Origin of the sequence: Streptomyces sp. SID14478 (assembly GCF_010548525.1) — a bacterium.
GTDB lineage: Bacteria > Actinomycetota > Actinomycetes > Streptomycetales > Streptomycetaceae > Streptomyces.
Map to the genome: position 1 here is coordinate 1 of NZ_JAAGMG010001388.1, position 17136 is coordinate 17136.

A 17136-nucleotide genomic window follows, 5' to 3' on the forward strand; every position below is an offset into this window, starting at 1 on the left:
GAGGAAGCGGCCGACGCGGCGAACGCGGCCCGGCGCGCGGAGCGCCTCGGGGACGACGCGGAGGGGGCGGGGCGGCGTGCGGACGACCCGCACGACCCGTCCAGGCCGCCGAACTGCAAGTGCTCGGGGCGCGAGCCGGTCGACTTCGCCACCGGGCGGATGTTCCTGCCGCAGGTGGACGTGGAGCTGCCGGGCACGCTGCCCCTGCTGCTGCGCCGCGACTTCGAGTCCTCCTACCGGGCCGGGCGCTGGTTCGGCCCCACCTGGTCCTCGACGATCGACCAGCGCCTGGAGGTCGACGCGATCGGTGTCGTCTTCCACGGCGAGGACAATCTGCTGCTGCCCTATCCGCACCCCGCCCCCGGCGCACCGGTGCTGCCCGAGGCCGGACCGGGCCGCCCCCTGGAGCGGCACCCGGACGGCAGCTACACCCTCGCCGACCCCGAGACCGGACTGACGTACACCTTCGACGCCCCCGACGGCGCCGAGCCCGGCGGCGACGGCACCGCGCTGCTCGCGTCCGTCACCGACCGCGCCGGGCACACGGTCACCGCCGAGTACGACGCGGACGGGGCGCCCCTCGCCCTGGTCCACCACGGCGGCTACCGCCTGGAGTTCACGGTCGACGACGGGCGGGTCACCGCGCTGGGCCTGGCCGGTTCGGGCACCGGGCCCCTGCTGCGCTACGGCTACGACGACGGCCACCTCACGTCCCTCACCGACTCCGAAGGACGCGTCACCCGGTTCACGTACGACGACGAGGGCCGCGTCACCTCCTGGACCGACACCAACGGCTCCCGCTTCACCTTCGGCTACGACGACCAGGACCGGTGCGTCACCCAGACCGGCGTCGAGGGCCATCTGCGCTCCGACTTCCACTATTCGGCTCCGGACCCCGCGACCGGCCTGACCACCACGACCGTCACCGACTCCCTCGGCCACACCTGGCGCTACCTCGTCAACGAACGCCTGCAGGTCGTCGCCGAGAAGGACCCGACAGGCGCCACCGTGCGCACGGCCCGCGACCGGCGGGGCCGCGTGCTCAGCCGGACCGACGCGCTCGGCGGCCGGACGCTCTTCGCGTACGACGCCGAGGGCCGGCTCGTCTCGGTCACCCGGCCCGACGCGAGCGTGCAGCGGGCCGCCTACGACCCGCAGGGCAGGCTCGTCGAGCTGACGCTGCCCGGCGGCGCGCGCTGGCGCCAGGAGTTCGACGAGCGGGGACTGCGCCGGGGCGTCACCGATCCGGCGGGCCGCACGACGCACTACACGCACGACGAACACGGTCATCTGGCCACCGTCACCGATCCGTTGGGCGCGGTGACCCGGCTGCGCCACGACGCGGCGGGACTGCTCCTGGAGCGCACCGACCCGACGGGCGGCACGAGCCGTCGGCGCCGCGACCCGTTCGGCCGGATCGTCGAACTCACCGGCGCACGCGGCGACGTGACGGCCTTCGCCTGGACGCCCGAGGGCCGCCTGGCGCGCCGCACGGGACCCGACGGGGCCACCGAATCATGGACGTACGACGGCGAGGGCAACTGCCTGACGCACACCGACCCGGCGGGCCGCACCACCCGCTTCGCGTACACCCACTTCGACCTGATCGCCGCCCGCACCGACCCGGACGGCTCGCGCCACACCTTCACCCACGACACCGAGCTGCGCCTCACTCAGGTCACCAACCCACAGGGCCTGCAGTGGAGTTACACCTACGACGCCGCCGGCCGGCTCGTCGAGGAGAGCGACTTCGACGGGCGTGCGACCCGGTACGACAACGACCCGCTCGGCCATGTCGCCGCCCGCCATACGCCGCTCGGCACCACGGTCCGCTACGGCCGCGACGCGATGGGGCGCGTCGTGCGCAAGGACGCCCAGGGCGCCCTCACCACATACGAGTACGACCCGGCGGGCCGCCTCGTGCACGCGCAAGGGCCCGACGCAGACCTCACCTATCAGTACGACCGGTGCGGCCGGGTCAAGACGGAGCTGACCGACGGCCGCGCGCTCAGCTTCACCTACGACGCGGCCGGCCGGCGCACCCGCCGGGTGACGCCGAGCGGGCAGGTGACGACCTACGCCTACGACGGGGCGGGACGCACCGAGCGGCTCGACGTCGCGGGGCGCGCGATCGCGTTCACCTACGACCCTGCGGGCGAGGAGCTGACCCGGCGCCTCGGCGAGGCGCTCACCCTGACCACACAGCGGGACGCCACCGGCCGGATCACCGGCCGCGACCTCACGCACGGGGGCCGTTCCGTACACCGGCGCGGATACGCGTACACCGCCGACGGGCAGGTCGCGGCCGAGCGGGACAGCCTGCGCGGCCCGCGCGGCTACACCCTCGACGACGCGGGGCGGGTCACCGCCGTCACCGCCGAACGCTGGCAGGAGACGTACGCGTACCAGGGCGCGGGCAGCGCTCCGGCCGACGCCCGCTGGCCCGAGCGGCACCCGGGAGGCGACGCCGCCGGAGCGCGCGACTACCAGGGCACCCGGCTCCTGACGGCGGGCGCCAACCGGTACGCGTACGACGACGGCGGACGCCTCGTGCGCCGCACCCGCAAGCGCCTGTCGCGGGGGCCCGACACCTGGACGTACACCTATGACGCAGAGGACCGCCTCGCCCAAGTACGCACCCCGGACGGGACGTCGTGGCGCTACCGCTACGACCCGCTCGGCCGGCGCGTCGCCAAGGAGCGCCTCGGCGCCGACGGCACGGACGTGGTGGAGCGCACCGAGTTCGTGTGGGACGGCCCGGTGCTCGCCGAGCAGAGCACGGCGCCCCACGGGGAACTGCCCCATCGGACCACACTCACCTGGGACTACGACGGACTCACCCCGCTCACGCAGACCGAGCGGCTGACCGACGACGCCACGCGGGCCGAGATCGACAGCCGGTTCTTCGCCCTCACCACGGACCTGATCGGCACCCCGACCGAACTCGTCGACGAACAGGGGCGGATCGCCTGGCAGTCGCGCGCCACGCTGTGGGGCGTCACGGCGTGGAAGGCGGACGCCGACGCGTACACGCCGCTGCGCTTCCCCGGCCAGTACTTCGACCCGGAGAGCGGCCTCCACTACAACCACCACCGCTACTACGACCCGCTGACCGCCCGGTACACCACACCGGACCCGCTGGGTCTCGACCCCGCCCCCGACCCGGCCGGGTACGTGCACAACCCGTGCACGACCAGCGACCCGCTGGGACTCGCCCCGTACGAGAACAACGGCGGTCTCGGCGAGTTGCAGAAGGTCCCCAAGCCTGACCCGGCCGCCGACAAGCTCGCCGAGAAGCTGGGCGGCGAGTCGCGGATGAAGTTCGAGAACGACCCCTCGGGCCGTGAGTTCGACGCGATCAGCGACGACTACGTGGCGCAGACGAAACCCGAGGGGATGCAGATGGGCAGCGCCTTCCGCAACCAGGCGAAGGCGACGTTCGAGCGGGCGATAGAGTCCGGCCGCACCCCGTACTTCCACTTCGAGGGCCAGCCGACCGCCGAGGTGGTCAGCAAGCTCCAGGATTACGGCAGGCGCTACGGCCTCGACCCCGTCATCGACATCAGCCCCTTGTGACGCAGTGGGAACTGCGCCGCAGCGAGACCCCTGAAAGAGGAGCATGTACGAGTTTCACGGCTGGTTCGGCATCGCGGAGTCGCCGGAGGAGGCCGACACCGGAACGCTGGAGGAGGGCCTCGCCACCCTGCGCGCGAGGATCGGGGCGCTCGACTGGTCCACGGGCGAGGCGGCGCTGCGCGCCCACAACGGGGAGTGGTTCGTACGCGCCGACGGGCTGGTCAACCGCAGGCGCGACGAGGCCGACGAGCTCGACGCCCTGATCGCCTTCATCGCCGCACGCTTCCCCGGCGCGTGGGGCCTGTTGTACGAGCGCTCGGACGACTTCCCGGCGCCGCCGGGGCCGGGCGCGTTCAGGGTGCGGGTGCTGGCACGCGGTGAGGTGACGGTCCGGCTCGACCCGTTCCTGTCCCCGACGCGGCCCGTCATCGAGGACTGAACGGGGACTGAGAGGTACGTACCTCTCGCTCCCCGCAGGGTACGGCTGCATTCGAGGCCGGCCCTGCGGGGCAGGTACGTCTGCATTCGAGGCCGGCCCTGCGGGGCGTCGTGACCACCTGGCCGTCACGTCGGTGGCGCAGTTCGCGGTACGCCGCCGCTCGCGCCCGGCGCTCAGCCCAGCACCAGCAGTGTCGCCACTGCCGGACCCAGCGCCCCGCCCAGCTGGTAGAGGGCCAGCGCCGAACCCTTCCGTGAGCATCCGGCTCACCGAGCGCGGCGCCGCCCTCACGGACGAGGTGATGGCGGCGCACCTGCGTGACTACGCGGACATCCTGGCGGTGCTCACCCCCGAGGAGTGCGCCGCCATCGCGTCCGGGCTGCGCAAGGTCCTGGAGGACCAGGGCGACACGAAACTCATCTGACGGTCAACTCCCCGACGGGCTCCGGGGCGTTGCCCGTCTGCGTCAGCCGTACGAACCGCGCCGCGGCCCCCGCGGCGAACGGCGTCCAGCGCCTGCCGTCCACCGACGTCCGCACCCGGTAGGACCGGGCGCCGCCCGACACCGTCACCCGTGACGGACTCCGCCGCGCGCCGAGGTCCACGGTCAGGGCGGCGCCGGCCTTGGCGGGCAGCCAGGTCGTCGCTGGGTTGCCGTCGACCGCCGCGCCCGCGTACTGGCCCGGGTCCTCGGACGTCGCCGTCGCGGTGCGGCAGCGCGCCAGGTCCGCGGTGGGCGTGCGGTCGGGGCGCCGGGTCGCCAGCGTGAGCCCGTGCGCGGTCACCGTCCTGCGGCCGCCGGCGGTGACCACGGTGAACGGCCTGCCGGACGTGAGCAGCACCGTCGTCCGCTCGGCGCCGATCGCCACGTCGTACGTGCGGCCGCGCCACTGAAGTCCCCTGACGGTGACGCCCGTCGACAGCTGAGGAGGCAGCATCGGATCGAGCCGCACCGCGTCGTCGTCCCGGAGCCTGAGCCCGGTCAGACCGTGCGTGAACACCTGCAGGAAACCGCCCTTGCCGGTGAGGAAGTCCTGCGCGGGCTCGCCCGCCAGCGCGTCCCCGGCGCCCGCCTTGCTGCCGCGCGACTCCGAGAACGTACCGAACGGCCCCCGGAAGAACGGCCGCGAGGCCCGCTCCAGGAAGGTGTACGTCGCACAGCCCGGCTCCCCGATCGCCGCCGCCGCGACCGCGTGCACCGAGTCCGTCATCGCCGGGCCGTCCCGGTCGGTGTGCGCGGCGTAATAGTCCAGGGTCGCGGCAGCGGCCCCCTTCGGCATCGGCCGCCAGTCCAGCGGATACAGCAGCAGGACGGCATCGGCCTGCTTGATGTCGGCGCCGCCGTCGATGTCGTAACCGGCGTACTGCAGGAAGACCTTGCGCCGCGCGTCGTACGGGATGCGCAGCCGGTCGGCGATCCGCGTCCACCGGGGGTCGGGTGCCGCCCCCGCGAGCCGCGCCGCTCGCACGGCGGCCCGCAGCGAGGTCGCGGCGACGGCGTTCGTGTAGACGCCGTCGTCGACCCCGTTGCTGTACTCGTCGGGCCCGGCGACGTCCTTGACGGAGTACGAGTACGTCCCGCCCTTCTCGTCGTTCTTCGTGACCCGCGAAGTCCAGTACTGCGCAAGGCCCTTGAGCAGCGGCCAGCCCTTCGCGCGCAGCCACGCCCGGTCGCCGGTCGCCTGGTAGTACTGCCAGGCCGCCAGCGCGACGTCGCCCTGGAGGTGGTTCTGGATGACGCAGTGGGGCGGGTACCAGCTCTGGCACTCGTTCCACAACGAACCCGAACTCGCGCTCGTCCACGGGTACATGAGGCCGCCGACGGACGTCTTGCGTGCGTTGTCCGCGGCCGCGCCCCGCGTCCGGTACCGGTACTCCACGACGGGCTCGGCGAGTCGCGGCCGCGTCGCGAGCAGCGACGGGAACATCCACGTCTCCGCGTCCCAGAACACCATGCCCGCGTAGTTGTCGCTGCTCAGCCCGGTCGGAGCGATACTGTCCCGGCCGCCCGCGCGCAGGGAGGACAACAGCCCGTACTGGGCCGCGCGCACCTGCGCCTGGAGCGCCGGGCGTCCCGGGACCTCGATGTCCGACGCCCACAACGTCCGCCAGGCGGCGGTGTGTTCGCGCACCAGGGCGTCCCACCCGGCCGCCGCGGCGCGCTGCGAGGCGCTGAGGGCGGCGGGGCGCGGGGTGCGGGAGGTGAGGGCGGTGTCGACCCCGACGTACTTCGTGACGTCGTACCGGGTGCCGGTGTGCACGCCGAAGTCCGCCGACTGCTGCGTGCTCAGGTCGTCGGAGGGGCGGGCCGTGTGGGTGCGTCCCGGGGCGCGGAGCGTGGACGCCACCGTGCCGTCCGTGCCCGTGCCCGTGCCCGTGTCTGTGCCTGTGCCCTGTGTGCGGAACCCGACGGCTGCGGTGCGCTTGCCCGCCGGTCCCGCGCCGGTCGGGTCGAGGCGGCGGGCGCCGTGGCCGTCGACGCGGTCGGTGACGGTGACGCTGCCGCTCCAGTGCGGCGTCAGACTCAGCCGGACCGCGCCGACGTGCGGCCGGGCCCGGTCGGCCAGCACCTCGTACGTCAGATCGGTGCGGCGGCCGTCCTTGTGCACCCACGTGAGGGACGTACGAACGATGCCGCAACGCATGTCGAGGCTCTGCCGGTAACCCGTGGTCCGGCTCTTGGGCCCGTACGTCTCACCGCCTGCCGTCACGTCGAGGCCGGTCCAGGTGGGCAGGGCGGCGACGGCCTGGCGGTGGGCGGTGCCGGCGGGGCCGCGGGCGTACAGCCCTGAGACGAAGGCGCCGTCGTACGGATGCATGTACAACGGCCAGCCGGTCTTGGCCCCGGGTCCGCCGGGCGCGGCGTATCCGGTGCCTGACGGGGGGACGCGCAGGCCCAGGTACCCGTTTCCGGCGTAGGCGTGGAACGGGTCGTCGGGCGGGGCGGGGGTGTGGGTGGACAGGGTCCAGGCGGGGCTGTCGCAGGGGGTGCCTGCGGTGGCCTCGGCGGTTGTCGTGGTGTTGGTCGAGGCCGCGGTCGCGGTCGCGGTCGCGGTCGCGGTCGTGGGCGTGGGCGGGAGGAGCGGGGCGGCCAGGGCCAGGGCGAGGGCTGGGCCGAGGAGGCGGGGCGTGGTGGTCACGGGGTGAGCGTGCGGGGTGGGGGAGGGGCGGGGCGGTATGCGCGCCGGGGGTGTAGGCGGGGCGGGCGAACGGTGACCTCCGGGCGGGGGGTTGTGTGGTGACCGTGCGGTGTGGTGCGGTGCGGGTTGGGGCGGGGGTGCGGCCCACCCGTGCCGGTGCCCTCGGCCGGGCTGGTGTGCGCTTTCCGTAGGGTGCGGGTGAGGTGGGGTGGCGTCTTCTGCTGGGCTGGTGTGCGCCTTCCGTATGGCGCGGGGTGCGGGGCCGCGCCGGGGTACCTCCTCGGCCGGATTGTTCGCCTTGTTCCCTGGGCGCCTACGGCGCGGCATCCGGCGCTGCGTTCCTGCGGTGTCCTGCGGGGGCACCCCGACACGGCCCCTCCCGTCGACGAGCGACTGATCCCCGGTGGGGCTTCCCGACCGGCTCTCCCTCCGGTGGGGCTTCCGGATCGGCTCTCTCTCCGGTGGGGCTTCCGGATCGGCTCTCTCTCCGGTGGGGCTTCCGGATCGGCTCTCCCTCCGGTGGAGCGTTCCGCCTTGTCACCAGTTCGCTCGGTTCGCTCTGTGGGTGGGGTGGGATCTCGTACGCGGCTGAGCGGTGGTGGGGCTCAGCGGGTCGTCGCCAGGCCCGTCTTGATGCCTGCCCCGCACAAGGGGACCACTGCCGTGCGGTTGCCGAGGGAGGGGGACAGGGAGCCGCCCTCGCGGGTGGCGGCCCAGCAGGCGACGCCGGTCGACTCGACGTACAGGCCGCGCGAGGCCAGGTCCTGTTGGGCGTGCCGGATCTGGTCCTCCGTCACCGTGTGGAAGGCGCCGCCCGATTCGCGTACCGCCCGCAGGATCTGGCGGGCCCGCGCGGGGCGGGGGATGGCGATGCCCTCCGCGAAGGTGCGGGCCATCGGGGTCTCGCCCACCAGGTCGTCGGCCCCGGCCCGCCACGCCGCGGCGAGGGGGGCGACCGCCTCGGCCTGGACGGCGTGCAGCGCGGGACGCCGGTCGATGAGGCCCGCGGTGTGGAGCTCGGCGACGGCGAGGGCGGCGCCGAGCAGCAGGGTGCCGTTCCCGACGGGCAGGACGAGCGCTTCGGGGAGGCGGCCGCCGAGGTCCTCCCAGAGTTCGTGGACGTAGGTCTTCGTGCCGTGCAGGAAGTACGGGTTGTGGACGTGGCTGGCGTAGAAGACGCCTGGTTCGTCGGCCGCCGTCCGTGCCGCCTGCGCCGCGGCCTCGCGGTCGCCCGGGACCACGTCGAGCCGCGCCCCGTGCGCCCCGATCTGCTCCAGCTTCTTGGGCGAGGTGCCCTCGGGGACGTAGACGGTGCACGGGAGGCCGGCGCGGGCGCAGTACGCGGCGACGGCGGTGCCGGCATTGCCGCTGCTGTCCGCGATGACCCGGGCGGGGCCCAGCCGCGTGGCGAGAGCGGCGAGCATGACGGCCCCGCGGTCCTTGAACGAGAGCGTGGGCATGAGGAAGTCCAGCTTCGCCGAGACGTTCCCGGTGAGCGGGACGACCGGGGTGCGGCCCTCGCCGAGGGTGCAGTCGGGGGCCGGCAGCGGCAGGCACTCGGCGTAGCGCCACAGCGAACTCACCCGCCCGGTCAGCGACTTGAGGGACGCCGGAGTGGGGGAGTAGTCGAGGTCGAGCGGCCCCCGGCAGACCGGGCAGCACCAGTCGAGCGACCCCGCGGGGACGCGGGTCCCGTCGAGGGGGCAGTAACAGTCGGGAAGAAGGGCGGTCATGGAGGCACCCTAGGCAGACCCGACCCCCCTCCCCGTGGCCGTACGCGCACGCGAGGCGGGAGTCTGTGTGTGAAAGGCCCTCTACCTGGAGAAAGTCGCTGCGTAAAGACCTTGGCGCCTGCATGTCATCACTTCGAGTGATTCCTTGGCCTTCGCTTGCATGCCTCAACCCACGGTTGCCAGGCTGTTGCTGTCTGTCAATCAGATGGAGAGCCACGGGGATCTGAGGGGAACAATCAGTGACATTCGGTGAGCAGCCGGCGTACTTGCGCGTTGCGGGAGATCTGCGCAGGAAGATCGTCAATGGCTCACTGCCGCCCCATACGCGTCTCCCTTCCCAGGCCAGGATCCGCGAGGAGTACGGGGTCTCGGACACCGTCGCGCTGGAGGCCCGCAAGGTCCTCATGGCCGAAGGGCTCGTCGAGGGGCGCTCCGGTTCGGGGACGTACGTGCGCGAGCGCCCCGTGCCGCGCCGCGTCGCCCGCTCCGGGTACCAGTCGGGGGGTTCCACGCCGTTCCGCCAGGAGCAGGCCGACCCGGCGGCGCGCGGCACCTGGGAGTCGCGCAGCGAGCAGGCGGAGGCGGACGGCGCCGTCGCCGACCGGCTGGGCCTGCGGGCCGGCGACCGCGTGATGTGCACCAGGTACGTGTACCGGGACGCCGGCGAGACGATGATGCTGGCCACCTCCTGGGAGCCGCTGGCCGTCACGGGCCGCACGCCGGTGATGCTCCCCGAGGAGGGTCCGCTGGGCGGCTGCGGCGTCGTCGAGCGCATGGCCGCGATCGACGTGATCGTGGACAACGTGACGGAGGAAGTGGCCGCCCGACCCGGCCTCGCCGAGGAGTTGAGCGCGCTCGGCGGCGTCCCCGGTCATGTCGTCGTCGTCATCCACCGGACCTTCTTCGCCTCGGGCAGAGCGGTCGAGACGGCCGACATCGTGGTCCCGGCCGACCGCTACCGCATCGCATACCACCTGCCGGTGAAGTGACCGATACGCGAGGTGCGTCGTCCGGACCACGTGATCGCGAGTTAACGCGAGCGCGGCTCCCGTAACAGCCGGGCAATCCCCCGCTGCAACAAATTGTCATGCACGGCTCCTACCTTCCGTCTGCGTACCGGTTCTACCGGTATACCGCTGACTGATGGACGAACGGGAAGCCGACGATGACCGAGACCGCTCTGCCCACCGCCGATCCGGCGGCCCCCGAACCGCCCAACGGGGCCGCGCCCCGGCGCAGTTACGCCAAGCTGGCGGCCGACGAGTCCCGCGAGGACTTCTCGCTGCGCTACGCCCCGCACTCCTACCGGCGCTGGTCGCCGACGATGGTCGCGTCCACCGCGCTCGGCGGCATCGCCTACCTCGCCGACTTCGCGATCGGGGCGTCGATCGTCTTCACGTACGGGTTCACCAGTGGTCTCGCCTCGATCCTGTGCGCGGCGACGATCATCTTCCTGACCGGCATCCCGATCGCCCGCGCCTGCGCCAAGTACGGCCTGGACATGGACCTCATCACGCGCGGCGCGGGCTTCGGCTACTTCGGCTCCACCCTCACGTCCCTGATCTACGCCTCGTTCACGTTCATCTTCTTCGCGCTCGAAGGCTCGATCATGGCGCAGGCGATGCACGAGATCGTCGGACTCCCGCTGCCCGTCGGGTACTTGCTCACCACGCTCATCGTCATCCCGATCGTGTTCCGGGGCATGGGCGCGCTCGCCAAGGTGCAGGCCTGGACGCAGCCGGTCTGGCTGATCGGCCTGGTGCTGCCCTTCGTCATCCTCCTGTTCGACTCGCCCGGTTCCTTCGGCGACTTCACCCACTTCGGCGGCACCGAGGGCGCGGGCAGCGGCTTCGACTGGCTCGGCTTCGGACTCGGCACCGGCGTCGCGCTCTCCCTCATCGCGCAGATCGGCGAGCAGGCCGACTACCTGCGCTTCATGCCGGCCAAGACCGACGCGAACCGCAAGCGATGGAATCTGGCCGTTCTCGCCGCCGGCCCCGGCTGGGTCGTCATCGGCGCGGCCAAGCAGCTCGGCGGCGCGCTGCTCGCCTTCGTGGCCCTCGAAGCGGTCGGCACGACGCACGCGCTCGAACCCATCGCCCCGCAGGTCGAGGCGCTGAAGCCGTGGCTGGGCTCGGTGGCGCTGCCGGCCGCCGCGCTCTTCGTCGTGGTGTCCCAGATCAAGATCAACGTCACGAACGCCTACAGCGGCTCGCTCTCCTGGTCGAACTTCTTCTCCCGCGTGACGCACAGGCACCCGGGCCGCGTCTGGTACATCTTCCTCAACCTCGCCATCGCGCTGACGCTGATGGAGATGAACATGTTCGCCGCGCTCAACAAGCTGCTCGGCTTCTACTCGAACGTGGGCATCGCCTGGATCGCGGCGGTCGCCGCCGACCTCGTCATCAACAAGCGGGCGGGCTGGAGCCCCAAGTACATCGAGTTCAAGCGCGCCTACCTGTACGCGGTGAACCCGGCCGGGTTCGGGTCGATGGTGATCGCCTCGACGGTCTCGATCCTCGCCTTCTTCGGGCTGTTCGGCGCGTACGCGGAGGCCTTCTCGACCTTCATCGCCGCCGGTCTCGCACTGATCCTGTGCCCGCTGATCGCCTGGGCGACGAAGGGCAAGTACTACTTGGCCCGCCCGAATCCGGTGAACGGTCCGGACGTCGAGGTCGAGGACGTCACCGCCACACACACCTGCAGCGTCTGCGAGACGGCGTACGAACTCCCGGACGTCGCCGACTGCCCCGTCCAGTCCGGCCCGATCTGCTCGCTGTGCTGCTCCCTGGACGCGGAGTGCGGCGACGCCTGCACCAAGCGGCCGACCGGGGAGCCGGTCCTCATGCCGTTGCCGACGGTGCGCACGAGCTGAACCGGCACCACTGGGGAATCGGGGGCGCATCCATGCGGATGCGCCCCCGCACCACGTCCCGCTCGTGGCTTGTTGCGTACCTCTTTGTGCCAATGCGTATCCGCTCCGTAAAGGTCAGGCGTAGGCTCGGGCATATGCGGATTGCGGTTTCCTCAGGACGCTTAGGGGGCGGGACGCGATGCGAGCCGGAGTCGGGGCCATCGGGGCGGGGCGGAGCGCGATGAACGACGGCACGACCACGCTGCCATGGCTCGTCATACGCCAGGACGACAACGGCAACCGCTACCGCGTCGGCAGGTACGCGACCAGGGCCGAGGCCCAGCGCATCGCCGACAGCCTCGACGACCGCGGCCACAAGCAGCTCTACTGGGTCGAGCGCCTCACCCAGAGCCAGGCCCCGGGGCCGAACGGCACGGCGCACTGACGTCGGCCGTAGGCTCCGGTGCATGACGGAACCCCTCGTGGTGGTGGTCGCCGCCGCCCTGTACGACGACACCGGACGCCTGCTCGCCGCGCGACGGAGTGCGCCCCCCGAGCTCGCCGGCCGCTGGGAACTGCCCGGCGGCAAGGTCGAGTCCGGCGAGAGCCCGGAGCACGCCCTCGTCCGTGAGCTGCGCGAAGAGCTGGGCGTGACGGCCGAGCCGGTCGCGCGGGTGCCCGGCGAATGGCCGCTGATGAAGGACGGTTACGTCCTGCGCGTCTGGCGTGCCCGGCTCGTCGACGGGACACCCGCCCCGCTCCAGGACCACGACGAACTGCGCTGGCTGGAGCCGGCCGACGTGTGGAGCGTCGACTGGCTGGACCAGGACGTGCCCGCGGTCGCCGAGGTGCTGGGCGCACGGAGCACGCCGGGCGCGCACCCGTAGGAACCGCGCGATCGGCTGAGCCTCGCGTACGCCGTCCGTACCACCGCACCCCCAGGAACCCGCAGAACGCGATAGCACCCCACCCCGTCCGGGTATATGCCGATTAACCCTCTGAAACCGGACAGTACTCATCGCGGGCCAGGGAAGTGATCGGCGTGCTCCACACCGAAGGCGACTGCGCCGAGTGGGCTTTCCCCGCCGACCCGAGCGCCGTCCGCAGGGCCCGCGCCGCCGTCCGCTCCCAGCTCGCCACCTGGGGTCTCGAAGAGCTCGGCGACGTCACGACGCTGCTGGTCAGCGAGCTGGTCACCAATTCCCTGCGGTACGCGTCGGGCCCCATCGGGGTGCGGCTGCTGCGCCCCTGCGCCCGCCGCGACGCCCTCCTCGTCGAGGTCTCCGACCCGCTGCCCGACCCGCCCCGGGCGCGCGCCGCCGCACCCGACGACGAGGGCGGCCGGGGCCTGCAACTGGTCGCGGGCGCCTCGCGGCGCTGGGGCACCAAACCCTCGGGGCCGGGAACAGGTGGCAAAACCGTGTGGTTCGAGCTGGCTCTGCCTGGTTAGACGAGGGGGCAGGACAAGAGGCAGAACGCAGCGGGTGTGGGCGGCCGTGTGTGGGCGCACCTCCACCCTGGGTACGGAAAGAGTCGGTCCTGACGGGCCAAAAAGCGTCGGGAGCGTGGTGTGATCGTGAACACCGTGTTGCGCGGCTCCGTAGTGCTGGATACTGCGGGCAGCCGCCCCGGTGACCGGTGCCGGACGTGGTGAGCTGGAGGGGACGGTTCGCGTGAGCGAGATACCAGCGAAGGCCCAGGTGTCCGAGGGTTCCTCGGACACGGCGTCGACGCGGGGTGCGGACCGGACGCCGCACGAGGGCGACGGTCCGGGCACGGCCGACCTCTGGCAGTCCAGTCCTCCCGGATCGATCTACGACTACATCAAGGTCGCCTCCTTCTCCATCGGCCCCGACGGGCTGATCGACCAGTGGAGCAGGCGGGCCGAGCAGCTCCTGGGGGTCGCGCCGCGGGACGCCGTGGGCAAGGACCCGATCGAGGCGTTCGTCCCGGCCGATCTGCGCGAGCGCGGCCACCGCAAGATGGCGGAGATCCTGGACGGCCGCGAGTGGACGGGCCACGTCCCCTTCCGGGTGCCGTCCGGCGACGGGTCCGGCGAGCCCCAGCAGGGCCGCGCCGAGGTCTATGTGATGCCGACGACCACGGAGTCCGGGGAGCGCGCAGCGGTCTGCATCGTGGTCGACGTACGGACCCTGCGGCGGATCGAGACGGACCTCGCCTCCTCGCAGGCGATTTTCGGCCAATCTCCTTTCGGGTTCCTGCTGTTCGGCACCGACCTCAAGGTCCAGCGGGCCAACCGCACGTTCACCTCGGTCTTCGGCGGCAGGACCGACGACCACCGCGGCCGCACCGTCCACGACTACCTGCCGCGCCACGAGGCGGACCGGGTGCAGGCCGCACTGCACCGGGTCCTGGAGACCGGTGACGCCGTCACCGACATGCAGCTCGTGGGCACCGCACCCGACTCCTCCGAGCGGCGCCACTGGTCCATCAACCTCTATCGCGTACACAGCGGTTCGGGCCGGCCCATCGGCATCGCCGGGCTCTCCACCGACGTCACCCGGCGGCACGCCGCCGCCCGCGAGGCCGCGCACGCCCGCCGCAACCTGGCCCTCCTGAACGAGGCGGGGGCGCGCATCGGCAACTCCCTCGACCTGGAGACGACCGCCCGCGAACTCCTCGACGTCGTCGTCCCCGGCTTCTGCGACCTCGCCTCCGTCGACCTGTACCAGGGGCTGCTCGCGGGCGACGAGGCACCGCCCGGCCTCGCCGACGGCAGCGCCGAACTGCGCCGGGTCGCCGCGGCGAGCGCCGTCGCCGACGTGCCGTTCCTCGACCTCGGCGGAGAGGAGCCGGTGAACGTCGGGGCGGTGCACCGCTTCCCGTTCAACTCGGCCTGCGCGGACGCCCTGCGCACCGCGCGGCCCCAGCTGCTGCCCGCCGAGCCGGGCGGCCTCGTGCAGTCCACGCTCGCGGTGCCGATGGTCGCGCACGACACGGTCGTCGGGCTCGTCCAGTTCTCCCGCACGAAGGGCAGCGAGCCCTTCAACGACCGGGACCGGGCCCTCGCGGTGGAACTGGCCGCGCGCGCCGCGGTCTGTATCGACAACGCCCGGCTGTACCGGCGCGAGCACGAGCGCGCGCTGATCCTGCAGCGCTCGCTGCTGCCGCCCGACAACCCGGAGGCGTCCGGCCTCGACATCGCCTGCCGCTACCTGCCGGGCAACGCCGCCACCGAGGTCGGCGGCGACTGGTTCGACGTCATCGAACTCCCGGGCCACCGCACCGCGTTGGTCGTCGGCGACGTCATGGGCCGCGGCCTGCGCGCCGCCGTCGCCATGGGCGAACTGCGCACGGCCGTGCGCACGTTGGCCCTGCTCGACCTCGAACCGGCGGAGGTGCTCAGCGCGCTGGACGAGATCGCCCGCGGTCTCGGCACACCCGGCGGCGTCCAGCAGGCGACCCGCGCGGCCCGCAGCAAGGCGTCCGACGCCGACCTGTCCGAGGTCTACCTCGCGACCTGCGTCTACGCGGTCTACGACGCCGTCACCCGCCGCTGCACCTTCGCCAACGCCGGGCACCTGCCGCCGGTCCTCGTCGAACCCGGCGAGGGTGCGCTCATGCTCGACGTACCGCCGGGGATGCCGCTCGGCGTGGGCGGCGAGCCGTTCGAGGAGGTGGAGGTCGAGGTGCCCGAGGGGGCGCTGCTCGCCCTCTACACGGACGGCCTCGTCGAGTCCCGGGACCACCCTCTGGACGAGGGCCTGTCCGCCTTCCGCGCGGCGCTGGACGATCCGCCCACCCGTCACCCGGCCGCCACCCCTCAACGACCGGGCTCCGCCCGGGCCCCCTCCGATTCTCTGGAGGACGTCTGCGACCACGTCCTCAGCACCCTCGACACGCACCACGGCGAGGACGACATCGCCCTGCTCATGGCCCGCGTCCAGGGGCTGCCGAGCGAGAACGTGGGCGACTGGACGCTGCCGCGCGAGCCGAAGTCCGTCGGCCGGGCCCGTGAGCTGGCGCGGACGCAGCTGCTCGCCTGGGAGCTCGACCCCCTCGTCGACACCACCGAGCTGCTCGTCAGCGAGCTGGTCACCAACGCCCTGCGCTACGGCGAGGGCGAGATCAGACTCCGGCTGCTGCTCGACCGCACACTGGTGTGCGAGGTGTGGGACGCGGGGCTCGTGCAGCCGCGCCGCCGCCGCGCCCGCGACACGGACGAGGGCGGCCGCGGCCTCCAGCTCGTCGGCCTGCTCAGCGCGGCCTGGGGCTCACGCCGCACCCCCCGCGGCAAGACCGTCTGGTTCGAACTCCCGCTCCCGGACGGCGAGTCGAGCCTGGTCGACCCGACGGAGGCGCTGCTCAGCCTGTTCTGAGGCCCGTTCGGGTGACCCGGCGCGCGCCGTGCCGCGATGCCGGGATGGCCGGCGGGCAACATCGCCCGCGCCAGTGGGGCTACGGGGTGCTGCTGCTCGCCGGCCTCGGGCGGATGACCGCGGCCGAACGCCCGCCCACGGAGCGAGCCATCACTTGACGCCGGCCCAAGGAGCGAGCCGTCACTTCTTGAGGGCCGCGAGCCGCGCCTCGATCTCCGCGGAGTCGCCCAGCGCGTCCAGCTGCTCGAACTGCGCGTCCAGCGACGATGCGGCCAGCTCCTGCTTGCCCATCGCCTTGGCCTCCTCGCGGCGCACCTTGTCCTCGAAGCGGCTCAACTCGCTGGTCGGGTCGAGGACGTTGATGTTCTTCGCGGCGTCCATCATCTGGTTCTGCGCCTGCGCGGTCTTCGCGCGGGCCACCAACTGGTCGCGCTTCGACTGTAGTTCGACCAACTTGGTCTTCATCTGGTCCAGGCCGGACTTCAGCTTGTCGACCACCTCGGTCTGCGCGGCGATGGTCGGCTCGGCGCCCTTGGCCTCCTTCTCGGCCGCGAGCTGGCGCTGCAGCGCCACCTTGGCGAGGTTGTCGAACTTGTCGCCCTCCGCCGTGTTCCCGCCGCCGCGCAGCTCGTCGGCCTTCTTGCTGGCGGCGAGCGCCTTGCCGCCCCACTCGGCGGCCGCGTCCACGTCCTCCTTGTGGTCCTGCTCCAGCATCCGCAGATTGCCGATGGTGGCGGACACCGCCTCCTCGGCCTCCCTGATGTTGTTCGTGTAGTCGCGGATGAGCTGGTCGAGCATCTTCTGCGGATCCTCGGCACTGTCGAGCAGCGCGTTGATGTTGGCCTTCGCGAGGGTGGCGACCCGGCTGAAGATCGTCTGCTTCGTCATGGTCAAGTCCTTTGCGTAGTACGGGGGTTCGGTAGCAGGTGGGTGGGTCAGAAGCGGCCGCCACCGCCTCTGCGGCCACGGGTCCCCCCGCCGCCGAAGCTGCCGGGCCCACCCCCGCCGAACCCGCCCCCGCCGCCGAACCCGCCCCGGCCCCCGCCGCCCATCC

At 72.6% G+C, this 17136-nt stretch carries 12 protein-coding genes; 9 read left to right on the forward strand and 3 right to left on the reverse strand.

Going from position 1 to position 17136, the window contains the following annotated elements; all coding sequences use genetic code 11:
• The 3 genes from G3I40_RS44080 to G3I40_RS44090 all read left to right on the forward strand — a co-directional run.
• The coding region (locus G3I40_RS44080) for a restriction endonuclease fold toxin (RefSeq protein WP_164560400.1) at window positions 1–3576 on the forward strand (3576 nt) is incomplete at its 5' end.
• Between the two features lie 43 nt (window positions 3577–3619).
• Window positions 3620–4015, forward strand: coding sequence for an Imm7 family immunity protein (locus G3I40_RS44085; protein ID WP_164560401.1), 396 nt, complete (start codon window positions 3620–3622; stop codon window positions 4013–4015).
• A gap of 253 nt (window positions 4016–4268) precedes the next feature.
• The gene (locus G3I40_RS44090) at window positions 4269–4439 is read left to right on the forward strand and encodes a hypothetical protein (RefSeq protein WP_164560402.1); all 171 of its coding nucleotides are present in this window, start codon (window positions 4269–4271) and stop codon (window positions 4437–4439) included.
• On the opposite strand, the gene G3I40_RS44095 is transcribed toward G3I40_RS44090, so the two are convergent.
• Together G3I40_RS44095 and G3I40_RS44100 are read right to left on the reverse strand one after the other, a co-directional pair.
• Entirely contained in the window at window positions 4432–6978 is a 2547-nt protein-coding gene (locus tag G3I40_RS44095) for a glycosyl hydrolase family 65 protein (RefSeq protein ID WP_239092311.1), read from the reverse strand. The genes G3I40_RS44090 and G3I40_RS44095 overlap by 8 nt on opposite strands.
• Window positions 6979–7760: 782 nt before the next feature.
• On the reverse strand, window positions 7761–8888 hold the full coding sequence (locus G3I40_RS44100) for a threonine synthase (RefSeq protein WP_164560404.1): 1128 nt from the start codon (window positions 8886–8888) through the stop codon (window positions 7761–7763).
• Window positions 8889–9127: 239 nt separating this feature from the next.
• Between G3I40_RS44100 and G3I40_RS44105 the strand changes: the two genes are divergently transcribed.
• From G3I40_RS44105 to G3I40_RS44130, 6 genes are all read left to right on the forward strand, one after another.
• Window positions 9128–9877, forward strand: a complete 750-nt coding sequence (locus G3I40_RS44105; protein ID WP_164560405.1) for a GntR family transcriptional regulator — start codon at window positions 9128–9130, stop codon at window positions 9875–9877.
• A 176-nt stretch (window positions 9878–10053) separates the two neighbouring features.
• The gene (locus tag G3I40_RS44110; RefSeq protein ID WP_203645908.1) at window positions 10054–11763 is read left to right on the forward strand and encodes a hypothetical protein; all 1710 of its coding nucleotides are present in this window, start codon (window positions 10054–10056) and stop codon (window positions 11761–11763) included.
• 220 nt (window positions 11764–11983) lie between these two features.
• Window positions 11984–12187, forward strand: a complete 204-nt coding sequence (locus tag G3I40_RS44115; protein WP_164560406.1) for an SPOR domain-containing protein — start codon at window positions 11984–11986, stop codon at window positions 12185–12187.
• Between the two features lie 22 nt (window positions 12188–12209).
• Window positions 12210–12629 carry a (deoxy)nucleoside triphosphate pyrophosphohydrolase gene (locus G3I40_RS44120; protein ID WP_164560407.1) on the forward strand — a complete coding sequence of 140 codons (420 nt, stop codon included), beginning with the start codon at window positions 12210–12212 and terminating at the stop codon, window positions 12627–12629.
• Between the two features lie 146 nt (window positions 12630–12775).
• On the forward strand, window positions 12776–13192 hold the full coding sequence (locus G3I40_RS44125; RefSeq protein ID WP_164560408.1) for an ATP-binding protein: 417 nt from the start codon (window positions 12776–12778) through the stop codon (window positions 13190–13192).
• Window positions 13193–13415: 223 nt separating this feature from the next.
• On the forward strand, window positions 13416–16082 hold the full coding sequence (locus G3I40_RS44130) for a SpoIIE family protein phosphatase (protein ID WP_343245216.1): 2667 nt from the start codon (window positions 13416–13418) through the stop codon (window positions 16080–16082).
• Between the two features lie 180 nt (window positions 16083–16262).
• Here the strand turns inward: G3I40_RS44130 and G3I40_RS44135 are convergent, their stop codons facing one another.
• Window positions 16263–16970: a PspA/IM30 family protein gene (locus G3I40_RS44135; RefSeq protein ID WP_164560410.1), complete on the reverse strand. Its 708-nt coding sequence runs from the start codon at window positions 16968–16970 to the stop codon at window positions 16263–16265.
• Between the last annotated feature and the right edge of the window lie 166 nt (window positions 16971–17136).

What these genes read in the sequence shown, in the direction of transcription:
- G3I40_RS44100 (WP_164560404.1), bottom strand. Translation starts at nt 8,888, where the DNA reads ATGACCGCCCTTCTTCCCGACTGTTACTGCCCCCTCGACGGGACCCGC.
- G3I40_RS44085 (WP_164560401.1), top strand. Translation starts at nt 3,620, where the DNA reads ATGTACGAGTTTCACGGCTGGTTCGGCATCGCGGAGTCGCCGGAGGAG.
- G3I40_RS44135 (WP_164560410.1), bottom strand. Translation starts at nt 16,970, where the DNA reads ATGACGAAGCAGACGATCTTCAGCCGGGTCGCCACCCTCGCGAAGGCC.
- G3I40_RS44115 (WP_164560406.1), top strand. Translation starts at nt 11,984, where the DNA reads ATGAACGACGGCACGACCACGCTGCCATGGCTCGTCATACGCCAGGAC.
- G3I40_RS44110 (WP_203645908.1), top strand. Translation starts at nt 10,054, where the DNA reads ATGACCGAGACCGCTCTGCCCACCGCCGATCCGGCGGCCCCCGAACCG.
- G3I40_RS44120 (WP_164560407.1), top strand. Translation starts at nt 12,210, where the DNA reads ATGACGGAACCCCTCGTGGTGGTGGTCGCCGCCGCCCTGTACGACGAC.